This is a genomic window from Chryseolinea lacunae, assembly GCF_016735595.1.
Classification (GTDB): domain Bacteria; phylum Bacteroidota; class Bacteroidia; order Cytophagales; family Cyclobacteriaceae; genus Chryseolinea; species Chryseolinea lacunae.
Map to the genome: position 1 here is coordinate 1 of NZ_JAERRB010000008.1, position 12,236 is coordinate 12,236.

The 12,236-nt window shown below is 50.8% G+C and carries 11 protein-coding genes; 5 read left to right on the forward strand and 6 right to left on the reverse strand.

From position 1 onward, the window contains the following. Positions 1-556 precede the first annotated feature (556 nt). From JI741_RS20845 to JI741_RS20855, 3 genes are all read right to left on the reverse strand, one after another. Positions 557-1,363, reverse strand: coding sequence for a hypothetical protein (locus JI741_RS20845; protein WP_202013083.1), 807 nt, complete (start codon positions 1,361-1,363; stop codon positions 557-559). Between the two features lie 30 nt (positions 1,364-1,393). Then, a complete protein-coding gene (locus tag JI741_RS20850) occupies positions 1,394-2,116 on the reverse strand; it encodes a hypothetical protein (RefSeq protein ID WP_202013085.1) in 723 nt (240 codons plus the stop codon). A gap of 600 nt (positions 2,117-2,716) precedes the next feature. Continuing rightward, positions 2,717-3,277 carry a Riean_0653 family protein gene (locus tag JI741_RS20855; protein WP_202013087.1) on the reverse strand — a complete coding sequence of 187 codons (561 nt, stop codon included), beginning with the start codon at positions 3,275-3,277 and terminating at the stop codon, positions 2,717-2,719. A 278-nt stretch (positions 3,278-3,555) separates the two neighbouring features. Here JI741_RS20855 and JI741_RS20860 point away from each other — a divergent pair, with 278 nt between their 5' ends. The 3 genes from JI741_RS20860 (at position 3,556) to JI741_RS20870 (ending at position 5,394) form a co-directional block, all read left to right on the forward strand. Beyond that, entirely contained in the window at positions 3,556-3,978 is a 423-nt protein-coding gene (locus JI741_RS20860; protein WP_202013089.1) for a hypothetical protein, read from the forward strand. 217 nt (positions 3,979-4,195) lie between these two features. Beyond that, a complete protein-coding gene (locus JI741_RS20865; protein WP_202013091.1) occupies positions 4,196-5,026 on the forward strand; it encodes a hypothetical protein in 831 nt (276 codons plus the stop codon). Between the two features lie 32 nt (positions 5,027-5,058). Beyond that, positions 5,059-5,394: a hypothetical protein gene (locus tag JI741_RS20870; RefSeq protein WP_202013093.1), complete on the forward strand. Its 336-nt coding sequence runs from the start codon at positions 5,059-5,061 to the stop codon at positions 5,392-5,394. Positions 5,395-5,492: 98 nt separating this feature from the next. Here JI741_RS20870 and JI741_RS20875 read toward each other — a convergent pair whose 3' ends face one another. Beyond that, entirely contained in the window at positions 5,493-6,083 is a 591-nt protein-coding gene (locus JI741_RS20875) for a pentapeptide repeat-containing protein (RefSeq protein ID WP_202013095.1), read from the reverse strand. 447 nt (positions 6,084-6,530) lie between these two features. Between JI741_RS20875 and JI741_RS20880 the strand changes: the two genes are divergently transcribed. Both JI741_RS20880 and JI741_RS20885 read left to right on the forward strand, forming a co-directional pair. Beyond that, positions 6,531-7,118: an aldo/keto reductase gene (locus JI741_RS20880; protein WP_202013096.1), complete on the forward strand. Its 588-nt coding sequence runs from the start codon at positions 6,531-6,533 to the stop codon at positions 7,116-7,118. Positions 7,119-7,176: 58 nt separating this feature from the next. Further along, complete coding sequence (locus JI741_RS20885; protein WP_236676206.1) at positions 7,177-7,635, forward strand: (R)-mandelonitrile lyase; 459 nt, start codon at positions 7,177-7,179, stop codon at positions 7,633-7,635. A gap of 15 nt (positions 7,636-7,650) precedes the next feature. On the opposite strand, the gene JI741_RS20890 is transcribed toward JI741_RS20885, so the two are convergent. Together JI741_RS20890 and JI741_RS20895 are read right to left on the reverse strand one after the other, a co-directional pair. Beyond that, positions 7,651-8,013, reverse strand: a complete 363-nt coding sequence (locus JI741_RS20890) for a DUF6958 family protein (RefSeq protein ID WP_202013098.1) — start codon at positions 8,011-8,013, stop codon at positions 7,651-7,653. A gap of 285 nt (positions 8,014-8,298) precedes the next feature. Continuing rightward, positions 8,299-11,778: a DUF8693 domain-containing protein gene (locus JI741_RS20895; RefSeq protein ID WP_202013100.1), complete on the reverse strand. Its 3,480-nt coding sequence runs from the start codon at positions 11,776-11,778 to the stop codon at positions 8,299-8,301. Between the last annotated feature and the right edge of the window lie 458 nt (positions 11,779-12,236).

A 12,236-nucleotide genomic window follows, 5' to 3' on the forward strand; every position in this document is an offset into this window, starting at 1 on the left:
AACTGCTCCAGGGCTTTTTTCTTGATCTCCTCTAAATTGAATTCCTCTTGCTTTTTCTTTTTCATATTCTGTATCAAAGTTGGTGTTTTTTCACGCTTTGACACAGTTCACTTTACAGCCTCTAATCTCATGTTGAAGAACAAAAAAAGCATCAACGTTAACATTGCATACAACTTTTTAATGTTTTCCAATCCGGAATTAATGACTGTTAATGTGCGTAATATTAATATCAGCAATGACAACAAAACTATGCTAATAAACGCCTCAATTGACCTTGAGAATGTGTCGATCAACAGAGTGTTAGTCGAAAAATGTGAGCTCGTTAAATTGGTCCTTGTCACCATAAAAGATGATCTAGTTTATGTAGTTTCCCTTCGCAACCTATATGGCCATGGAAGCAATTCCTCCGAAGATGAAGCACTTACAAAACTTTTTGAATCTTTTAAGGTTGTAACGAAATGATATGGTACTACACCCTTCTAACCAAATAACGAAACTCAAAATAGCTGACTCGATCTTCAGACTTCAATGGCACGCACCTTCAGGTCATCTGGCGTTATAATTCAATCAATCCCCACCCATTCCTCACTGCCTCCAACCTCGGAATCAAACACGACTTCCCCTCATCCACCGGCGACACAAACACCTTAATCACATCCCCATGCTTCTTCCCGTTTAACACCAGCAAATCATTGGTCCACGATTCGGCCAGAATTTTCTGTCCGGAGCTGGTGGTGTATTGGTAGTGAACATCCACCGCGGGGCGCATTCTTTGCTTGGCTCCTCCGCGCCGGGGAGAAACGGAGATCAATTCGGCATCCACCACTTTTCCATAGCGAAAAAGATCCAGTTCGTGCTTGGCGCGAAAGAAGAGGTATATCAAAAATGAAAGGCCCACAATCAGAAAAACAGTGATGCCACCATAGATGTATTTCGTAGGCGAACCAAATTGATCAAGCCCTACAATGATCGATTCCTGCCCCAGATACTTCACGTCGACTTTATCGCCCACTTTCATGCGGTCTACTTGATCCGGCGCGAGAGTTCTGAATTTTGATTCTGTGTTGCCGTTTTCCGAGGAATAGGTATAGGTAAGAATTGACGGGTGTTTGTTGTTGATGGCGATGTTGTCTTGTGTTTCGATGTTGGTTAGCGTGGGCGTGGTTTGTTTGCCGTTGGCGTTGATGTTGTCGTAGTCAACGTCTTTCGCGCCCATGTCCATGTCTAAGTTGAAGATCGTGAACATAATGATCCATGAAAGAGGAATGAAGGTGAAGACTGTGCCCAGGATAAAAAATACGGAGTGGCGTCTAACCACTTCAACCTGGGTGCGGAATGTTACAGGTCTCGCTTGTTGAATCATATTCTGCAATGTATTCGTTTCGATTTGAAGTTAAAAGGTGTCGCGCACTTGCAGTGGCTTGTAGTTCTTGTAACGCACGTAGCCTTCCTTGTTGGCGGTGTCTCTCCGTATGACGTTTCTCGTTCCGTCCCAGTCAATTGTGCTCACCGTAAGTCCCTCAAACAAATCGACACTGGCAAATTCCCGCAGACTATCGCCGCTGATTTTCAGAAACACAGTAGAGGAGCCACCATAAACCAGAAAAGCATCGATGCAGTGCAGTGTTTCGTTGTAGAGCAGGTTCGGATACGCATCCGAGTTTTTCATAAGCACCAGGTCGTCTTTTGCTTTGTCGTATATAAACAGCCGTCTCACCTCGTTCGCCCCCCTGGCGGCAACGGCCGAGCGATAGGTCAAGTCATTCAAGCCGTCATTGTTAAAATCCGACAGTTCCGTGTCGAGCCCCACAATTCCATCTTTCGAAAATTCAAACGCATTCTTCAACGTCCACATGCCGTTTTTTCTGGAATAGAAATGAATGATCACGTAGCAACTATCGGCCGATCTGTATTTTGATAATTCAATTTTGTTATGCGATTTCATGCCGATCGTCAGACTATCGGCAAAGAACTCTTCCAACACCACGGTGCTTTTCCGAGCGCTATCCACGGATTCACGTTCTGGAGTATCGACCTTTTCAATCACAGCGGTCAACGGTTTCCGGTTGCTGCACGACAACAGCACGAACAGGGCTACGAAGAATATTGGTTTCACGATAAGAAACATTTAATATACAGTCAATGGCTGCGTCAATCGGAATATGTGCACCGCCCTCGAAAAACAAACAAAATTTGCGTTACAAACGGTCATCAATGCGATAGTCTGTTGTCTCACACCGATGTGCAGTCAACTATGCCGATTGTACCTGACTATGCCGGATTTGCGTGCACGTAGCCTGAATTGTTTTCATTATCTTTGAATCTAAACTCGAATACCAAAGCACAATTCTTGCAACATAGCATGAGATACCAGCGCACCATAGTTTCCCCGTTCAACTTTAATTTGGTCTCGTGCAGTCATGCCCAGAACGAATCACGAACACATCCTGGTGCACCTATCCTCCGTTGTGAAACCGTTCTGATTCCGTAGCGGCACCGGGACCTGGGCAGGGTAAAGGCACATCCTAAGCACAGTTAAAGCACACCCAAAGCACTGTCAAAGGCAACGATAAAAGCTACAATCCCAGTCGCTGCGCTGGCACGCACATGCGCGTTACGTCGGACGCAGCACACTACGCGTCAGAAACGCATCGCATTGATGCTGTCCATGCATGACCGCATTTTTCCGTACTACAAAAGAAAACGTAAAAAAAACTCAGCGCTTGTATTGAAGCTCCGCATCAAAGCGGCCGTGGCGGATGGTGATGGTTTCGGCAGGGCGTTGGGGATTAAAAAGCACGCCGTTGAACTCGCCCGAAACAATGCCAAAAAGGGTGTCGTAGTGATTGATCACCAATTCGCCGTGCGACTGGCGGGTGAGCACAAATTCCTTAAAATATTTCTCGTCCATGTTCTCCACCCAGATCATTTGTTCGCCCTCCAGCGAATCGAGCGAAAACACACCGGTAGAGGTAATGCCGTTGGCTTCCAGCAAAAATTGCTGATCGATGCCCAACCGGTTCACGGTGAAGGCGGCACTGATAGACAATGCAAAGGGTTTCTCAGCTTCCTTCTGCAACTGGGCCGTCACAAAATTATCGTTGCAGCGTGTGCCCACGCACCGGATGCCGTAGTTAGACCACACACAGTCGTTCACCATGAACCCAAGCGTGTTAAGGCCCTCGACCGATTTCTCCGGCAACACCAGATCGGGTGCTTTGTCGCAGCCAAAACAGCATGCCGCCAACAGAATGAGCAACGCTACTTTTTCACGCATTGTTCCGGATGTTGTTGATTTCAAACCAAGATATAACATTGCCGCGTAAACATTTATTGTCCTCCCCGAAATTTTATCATCACATATTCAGGGGACGTCAGCACAGATTTTCATTATTGTCAACATCACGCCTTTGGCTGCGGGGCATATCTTTTCCCGCCTCATGCAGCTATGCCTCCATAAATCAAGTTTGTCGAGAGTGCCTTTCAAAGCCCCGCAAGTTTTAACACCTTGGTGCGTTGTCTCCGCTCATCCCAAACCATTGATTGAAGCGTGCCATGAAAACCATCATCACTACCCTATTGTGTTTCGCCGCCCCGGCCCTGGCGCTGGCCCAAACGTTCACCCGCGAAGAGCTTGTGGGCGCATGGACGTGCAAGGAAGTTTCCTATTCCGAAGCCATCCCGGCCGAAGAAAGCGCCGCGGTCGAAAAAACAAAACGTGGCCTGGTGCAGTCCCGCTTCGTCTTCCAGCAAAACGGTTTTTTTGTCATGCAGCTACCCGCCAACGCACCCATCGAATTCAAGGAACTCGAATCCCTCAACAACAAAATGTGGCACATCAAAGCCAAAGAACGCATGGTCTTTGTAGGCTCACTCGACGACGACCTCATGATTCTCAATGTAAAAAACGTGAATGGCCTTTTCTATTTTTCTATTCAGGATACACCCCTGGTGTTGCGGATGGAAAAGAATCGATAAGCCTCAATCCAAGCATAGCCTCTCTTTAGAGGACTATGCGCCCCGTTGTTAAAAGACCACAATGCTCAAACACATTTAATACTTCATACCACAATCACAACCCTAACTGAAATCCGGCGACAGCACTACCCGAATGGGTTATTGATTAGACCGCCGAACATAGGTTGCTTTGTTCACACAAGTTTCACAAAAACGAAACCCTCTAAACAAAGCCCCCATGAAACATCCACTGTTGAATGCTGCCGCCATTGTCTTTTTGATGTTGGCCTCCTGCAAAGACGACACCCCTGTGAATCCCACCACCAAAAACGACTTCAAAAGTTTTATAAAAAACACCGAGTGGGTGGGCACACTGGATGGAAACGGTTATGAATATCGGCTTCCCGTCAGCCTTAAATTTAACGACGACAACACCTTCACACTCTATTCTCTTTTTGTGTTTTTCACCGATGGCGTAGAGGAAACACGCGACAGCATCACCGGCCCCATCATCAGCATCGACAGTCTGCCCGACGGCCGCATGCACATCGCCACAAACATCAACACCAGCTTCCGTCCCATCACCACCACATCGCTCTACATCACAGACCGCAAAGAGGTGATGGGGCTGTCGTCAGATCCCAATGAGTTGCCCACATTTCAGGCGGAGCTGTTTCCCGCCGAAGGCATATCGGCCAACGGCGAGTGGACGGGTCCCGCACGAACATCGCCCGGTGCCAACAATGCGTATCCCGATCTGAGCACCATCACCTTTCTGGCCAACGAGTCCGTGCCCGTTACCTACTACCGAAGACAAGGACAGCCTGTGCAGTTTGCCAACACGCAACTGAGAGTGGTCTATCAACAAAAAGGCGCAAGAGTGTACATGGACGGATACGACGAAAGCCGCAACGGCGGATCGCGAGTCCCTTATTTTGGCGTGCTCCTTCCCTCGGGCAACAAAATGATGGTGCATTCACGCGATGTCTACGCCCGGCTGCCGCACTATGTCTACACAAACGAACCGTATGGTCCGAACGGCGTGACTCCTACCATTGTGAGAAATTAAACTATGAAAACACCGGTGTATCTTTGCCCTCTATGGACTGGAGACTGGAACGCATCAAAATTTTGCACACCGCCATCTGGGTCGGATTCAACATCATACTTTTCTACATGCTCTTTGCCGTCATCACCAACCGGATCGACAAGTGGGTTTGGCTGGGCGTGGGTGCTGTGGTGCTGGAAGGTGTTGTTCTTCTCATCTTCAAACTCACGTGCCCGCTCACGTTGCTGGCCCGCCGGTATTCCGACTCCACGAAAGACAATTTCGACATTTACCTTCCCAACTGGCTCGCCAAGTATACCAAGGTCATTTACACCAGTCTGTTTGGTATCATCGTGTGTCTGCTCGCCTACAGGCTTCTCACAAATTGAAGCACGTAAGTCTGTTCACTTCGGAAGGCTTTCGCAGGATTGCTTTTGATATTAAATTAATCAACGTGATGGTGAGTGTAGTCAGGTCACGCCTTGCCTCAATCACCATAGTCAATATCCAAACTATGCTTATACAATAACCCGGCAAGATTCAACGCCGAGAATCGTGTGCGTTTCATTTTATTGGCATCTGGGTCGATAGCGAAATTTTGCGCTGTTCTGAAATCGGTTTTCTCAAGCTTGGTGTTCTGGAATTTGGTACCAAACAAGTCACACTTTTCAAATACGGCCGACGACAAATCGGCTTCGGTGAAATCGGTTTCCTTCAACGAACACTCCACAAACTTTGTCTTGCTCAGCTTCGTGCCATAGAATGTAGCATAGTCGAGATAACACTGCACAAATTCGAATGAGAACATAAATTTGTTGCAGCGCGTAAAATCCATGCCCAGCATTTTGCAGCCGGTGAACGACGCATCTCTGAAGCCCACACCTTCCACCAGGGCCATCGAAAAGTTGCACTGCTTAAACACGCAGTCCACAAAGTCGTTTCCGCGAAGGTCGCTTTTGGTAAAGTCGCAGTTCACAAACTCGCATTTAATAAACTCCCGGTTGTCCAACCGCTTCTCCGCGAAATTCACGTTGGCAAATTGTTTCTTCTGGTGTAGAACGGGCTCTGCGTTGCTCATACTTTTCCGACTGCTTTTCGATTCAATAACGACAGCCCATGTCAACACACCAGGCCATCAAAACAGCGGACAAGATAAGGTGGCAGCGTGGCATTCCGGGTCGTCCGGCATCCAATTAAACCGGGAATATTTTCAACATCCGGCTTGGAAAATCACTTCTCGTTCGGGAGAATATATCAGGACAGGCTTCATCATCGCGAAAGCGCAACCTCACACTTAGGCATGACCGGCCTGGAATCCACGCCCGGCGAAGCTCGTCGCAGATCAGAAATATTTAATTTTCGTAAAATCTTGTTTGAATTGTGTTAGTCACAGCCAATGGCAAGTCCCCACCTTTGCATTGTCAGACGCATGGCATCGCATTCAAACAGCGTGCTTCACACATGCTCCTGTTAGCTTTCCGCAACAGGACTTATTAACTTATCACTGAACAAAGACACGGCAACTATGAAAAAGCGTAAACTTGGAAACGGCGGACTTGAAGTATCGGCGCTCGGCCTGAGATGCATGGGACTCAGCTTTGGCTATGGCCCCGAAACCAATAAAGAAGACGCCATCAAAGTGATCCGCCGGGCGTTCGAACTGGGCGTTACCTTCTTCGACACAGCCGAAGCCTATGGCCCCTACAAGAACGAAGAACTGCTGGGCGAAGCCCTCGCGCCCATACGAGACCAGGTCGTGATTGCCACCAAGTTCGGTTTCGAAAAAGGAGAAACAAAGCTGGGCATGAACAGCCAGCGCTTTGAAGAAGAAAACAGAAAAGCAAACCAGGTGGTGGTCGACATGGTATCTGACTTTGCCCGACAAAAAAATGCAACCCCTGCACAAATCGCGCTGGCGTGGGTGCTCGCGCAAAAGCCATGGATTGTTCCCATTCCCGGCACCACCAAAATTCACCGCCTCGAAGAAAACATGAAAGCCGAACAGATCACACTCACCCAACAAGACCTGCGCGACCTCACCAACGCCGTGTCGCAAATCAGCGTGCAAGGTGCGCGATATCCGGCAAGTCTTCAACAACGTGTAGGAAAGTGATGCCGCGATCATCGGCACGGAAAACGCATTCAAAAAAAACTGTTCAACCCGGCGACGCTTGCCGAAACCCATTCAAACAGAACAACACAACATCATGAATACCGACACACCAACAACAAATCAACAGCCAACCTTCCCCAAAGGAGACCCCGCCCCGGCCGACTACTTCACCGGCAACGCATGGGTGCATCCCCTGGTGCCCAACGACGCAACATTCAATGTGGTGGTGGGCAACGTAGTGTTCGAACGCGGCGCGCGCAACAACTGGCACTTCCATCCCGGCGGACAAATTCTGATTGTTACCGAGGGCGTGGGTTACTATCAGGAACGCGGCAAGCCCATTGAGATCATCAAAAAAGGCGACGTCATCCGGATCCCTCCAAACCTCGAACACTGGCACGGCGCATCGGCCGAAAGCGGAATGACCCACATCGCCATGAGCACCAACACGCAACTCGGCGTGGTGACGTGGCTCGACCGAGTGACCGACAAGGAATACAACAGCTACACAAAATAGTTAGCTCTTGAACCGCTATTGAAAGAAACTGAAAGGCTGTCCTTTATGGCGATTGCCTACGGCGGTGAGCCGAAGCACAAACGTGTTGCGCTGCACGCGCGATGGAATAAGGCGGATAAAGCCCCGGGCTTCAAGGTCAAGCTTCACATGATAGACCAGCCAGGGCACGTCTGCATACATCGACAGCATCTTTTCGGCCAGAGCAATGAGTGTTCCCAGCGTCACATCATCGCCGTCTTTGATCTGGCGCAGAATAAAATTGGCGACTGCGGTATAGGCCTCCTTTTCGATTTTCACACCCTTGCTTTTGCGCGGATGCCGCGTCTCGATCAGCTCGTTGTTCACTTCCATCAGCAATATTCCATTTATTAAACTCACTACTTCCAATCTGGTGGCTACGTTGGGGGGGCTCCAATGATTGTGTAATATCGACACGTGGTCATTACGGCGAAATGCGCCCGATAGGATATTAGATGGATCGTTTGAAGATTTCGACAGACGCCCGTTTTCCGCAAAGAAAAACCGCGCGCAAAGGGCAAATGGATCGATCAACCGCCACGCATCACCATTTTGCCAACGATCGCTACCGTGAAAAAGACGACATAAAAAAAGAACGTGACCTCTGTCGTGCCACGTTCCTTTGCTAATCGGTGTAGCGGTTCGCTACAACCGCACAAACCTGTGCACCACCAGCGCACCCGACGAAACGATGCGCACCAAGTAAACACCTTTGCTCAGGCCATCGATGTTTTCAACAATCGTATTCTTCCCGGAAGTGACCGCCACACCACGTTCGCGAACCGGGCTGCCGGTGGCGCTCACCAGAGCAACGCGCACGGTCTGATCGATCGGCGACGCATAGTCAATGGCAATATTGCCACCCTGCGCCGGATTGGGATAGAGCGTTGATGTCGCACCCAACTCTTCCGGCTCGTTAGGCAAGCGATTAAAGAAGGAGGCGTCCCAAACGTTCGCGGTTTGCTCAGCCCTACCGTTGGTGAAACGGGTAAAAGCCTCTTCCACCGCGGCGGATCCCACAATGATGCCGTCCAGGTCAAAACCGTCGGCAGCGTTGTCGAACAGCTCCTTGTTGGTGAAGTCTTTAACGCGAATGAATTTCACATAGGGGAACCCCGCGTCAATCACAGAACTGATGTCGATAAACGACGTGCGGCAATACGAATCGGGTAAACTGCGCCATTGCGTTCCATCCGGCGACACCTGCACCACGGCCGACTCGGGATAGTTGAACACGCCCGCGTCGCTATAACATTTTTCGTCGGCACGCCCGAAGCTGGTTTCCACCAGAATGAAATCCGGTTTGTAGGTGCCATCGTCATACAGCTGCTGTTCCAGTTCCAGCGTGATCGTGCCGCCAAACCCAAGACTCACAAAGTTGTAGGTGTCGTTTTCCTGCGGTGCACCCAGTGCCTTGGAAGCGTCGGCGCGAAGGGGATCGATGGCCTTTCCATTTTTTGTTTTGCCTGCCGTAAACTTTTTCACCACCCCGGCAAACGACGCGTCCGAGGTTACTGTCAAGGTTTGAATGACGGGCGCAACCGGAAGGAAATAGTCCGACCCGCCATAAGACGCCGAAATCTGCGCGATGCCTGCTGCCTTCAGCCACACCGTGTCGTGCGACACCGTGGCCACCACCGGGTTCGAACTTCCATACACCACAGGCAGGCCCGTGTCAAGACGGCCCGTGAGCACAAACCACCCTTCGCTGGTGTTGTGATCGGCTAGCGGATCGAAGGTTAACGTAGGTTGGAACTTTGGCGGCAACGGACCGGCCAGCACGGTATTCGCCGCCGTGGGTCCCTCGGCCACACATTCAACGCCATGGGCATACATGGCACCGCTGAGCACATCGGCAGGCGCGGCATTCATCACCGATGCCCCGTGAATGTCGCCACCGGCAATCAGCACGCCATTGAGCTTGATATCAAAATCAACGATGTTGCGTCCCGAATAGTCAGACGAAATACCAAAATAGGTTTCGCGACCGCGGAGGGTGATCTCATCGGCAACGCGTTGCAGCGTAACCACCGGTGTGATGGTCTGCGTGGCGCCACGATGAACCAGCGTGCCCACCACCTGACTGTTATCGAGACACACAAAGCCTTCGTTGTAGATCGCGCCGGTCACGGTAAGCGTGGTGCCCGGCCTGAGCTTGAGCGACGCAGAGTTGAACAGGTAGGCGTTTTTCACGGTGTGCGATGCTTCCACGAACGTGACATTGCCTCCGGGGAAAACAAGATTGTCAGTGGCCGTAGGCAAGCGGTGCGGCGTCCAGTTGGCGGCGTTCTCCCACACGTTGTCGAAGCCCGACCAGTGCAACGTGTGGGCGGCGTCCAGCACGGTCAATGTTTGGCGCACGGTGTCGGTCTTGGCAAAAAACTTGTTGCCGGGCCGGAATGCCCAGATCTGCACTTGCCCTTCGGCGTGTAGGGTCAACGTTGAGCCAGCCACGCTGGCGATTGCGGGGTTATCGCTACCAAACACCGGGGCGCGTCCCGGTAAGGCGCCATCCAAACCCAACGCTATGGGCGCGTCGCCCAGATACGCTTCCTGCTGCAGTGAGAAGTTGACATACTGCGTGGCCCGCACCGTGATGGGTAGAGACGGCGCTGAACGTTCGGCTACACAATCGGGGCCAGTAACTTTCAACACCGAATACACCACATCGCGGTCGTGAATGTTGTTTGTGAAAAACACTTTGCTGTCGTTCCCCTGAATGCGTTCGTCGTTCACCCAGAATTCATAGTCCACCTCGTTCCTGCCGCCGGTGTTTACTTTGTCGGCAAAGAAGAGTGTGCTGCGCATGCCGTTCTCGTAGGTGGTGTCAGAATCAAGCGAGAGCAGCGCTTGTGGAATGAGGTAGTCCTGTCGCGGCGTGCCGGTGATGGTGCCATTCACTGCGCCGGTGGCACCGCACAGAAAGCCGTTGTTTGTGATGCCGCCGGGACTCGTTAAGGTGGCGCCGTTTTTTACTTTTAACGATGCTCCATTTTGAATGGTGAGGCTTCCCACCTGCGTCGATTGGTCGAGGGCCACATAGTGCGGATAGGCTGTGGGTTGAATAATCACCGCATCGTTGGCTGTGGGCACACGTTGTGGGGACCAGTTGGCGGGATTGCTCCAGGCGTTGTCGACCGTGCCCGTCCAGGTAACGGGCGGTGTGAATTGAGGATCGAACTCATACGCGCCGTTGCCACTTCTCACGTATGCCTTGTTGTTGGAAGTCCACAATGTTACCAGCCACGGCAGACTTACTGGTGCCTTGTTCTTCTCCGTCCAGCGATTGGCTCCCGGATCGTAGGCATACACCGTTGCATTCTTCAAACCGGACGTGTTGTACTGATCTCCCAATCCAACAAAACCTGTGTTTCCAATACTAAAACCGGTTCCCCGGTACATGCCCGCTGGCAGGCTCTTTATGGACCGCCACGAATTATTTATCAGGTCGTATTCATAGAACGATCGTAGCAAGCTATCGCTTGGAGGTGTTTGATTGGGATATGGCGGTGTGAAATCGGCCGCTGCACCGGCACCAACATAAGCCTTGTCGCCAATGATAAACGACACCCCATGTGTGCGAGGCACGCCGGGAATGGAGGCTACTTCCGTCCAGGTGTTGGCGACGGGATCATACATCCAGAAGTCGTTGGAGTACGTGCGCGTGCCGCCCGCGCGACCAGTTCCCACATATCCTTTTCCATTCCACACAAAACTCACCTGGCCGTCCACTCCCGAGCACTTGAAACCTCCTTTGCGCGTCCACGAGTCGAGCGCAGCATCGTATTCCCAAAATGCCCTTGAATCGTTGGGACTTTGGGGGTCGTATGATTCAAGACGACTCACGTAGACCTTGTTGCCGATCGTAAAGGCAAAACCGATAGTGCCCGACCCGGGCGGTGACTTTATATGCCAGGTGGACGTGATGCCGTCGAATAACCAGATCACGCCACTCGACACCACAAAGTAGTTCGTGCCAATATGAATTGTGGCACCTGACAATTCAGGACCAAGCGCCGGGCCGGCCTTCAACGTCCAAAGTCCATTTTGCGCAGCCACGTGCTGCCCGGCAAACAGCCACACGCCAAGCGTGAGCCATCGCATTTTTCGTAAAATAGTTTTCATGAGAGAGGGGTTTATTTTAAAAATCAAACTAACGATTCAACATTCAGGTGATGGATATCCTGAATGTTTACAAAATACAATCGCATCGATGGAAGTGTATTGGAAAAAAGCGAACGCACACCTGGTGGGCTACACTATTTCAGGAAGCACTCACTGAAAACCGTGAAGATATTTTTGCAGGCATTACAAAATGGCCAGAAGAATCATTGCATAACATTCGCATAACACTCGCGCAGCAAGACATGCGAAGCAGAATGGGTTCGACCTCACAGCTCACCGTTCGAACGTTGCAACACGCAGCATGACCGGTGGGGTGACGCCATCCCGAACCCGCCGAATCCTAAAATGGTCAAGCAAGCGGGACCTCTGCAAATTCAAAGACCCGCAAATCGCGAATCAAACAAAAAAAATCACAGCGTGTTTACACCACCGGTCATCGACCTCTCCAACTGATGTGT

Bases quoted from the DNA above. Each gene is read 5' to 3' on its own strand.
- JI741_RS20875 (WP_202013095.1), bottom strand. From the start codon at position 6,083: ATGAGCAACGCAGAGCCCGTTCTACACCAGAAGAAACAATTTGCCAAC.
- JI741_RS20845 (WP_202013083.1), bottom strand. From the start codon at position 1,363: ATGATTCAACAAGCGAGACCTGTAACATTCCGCACCCAGGTTGAAGTG.
- JI741_RS20870 (WP_202013093.1), top strand. From the start codon at position 5,059: ATGGACTGGAGACTGGAACGCATCAAAATTTTGCACACCGCCATCTGG.
- JI741_RS20860 (WP_202013089.1), top strand. From the start codon at position 3,556: ATGAAAACCATCATCACTACCCTATTGTGTTTCGCCGCCCCGGCCCTG.
- JI741_RS20895 (WP_202013100.1), bottom strand. From the start codon at position 11,778: ATGAAAACTATTTTACGAAAAATGCGATGGCTCACGCTTGGCGTGTGG.
- JI741_RS20865 (WP_202013091.1), top strand. From the start codon at position 4,196: ATGAAACATCCACTGTTGAATGCTGCCGCCATTGTCTTTTTGATGTTG.
- JI741_RS20880 (WP_202013096.1), top strand. From the start codon at position 6,531: ATGAAAAAGCGTAAACTTGGAAACGGCGGACTTGAAGTATCGGCGCTC.
- JI741_RS20855 (WP_202013087.1), bottom strand. From the start codon at position 3,277: ATGCGTGAAAAAGTAGCGTTGCTCATTCTGTTGGCGGCATGCTGTTTT.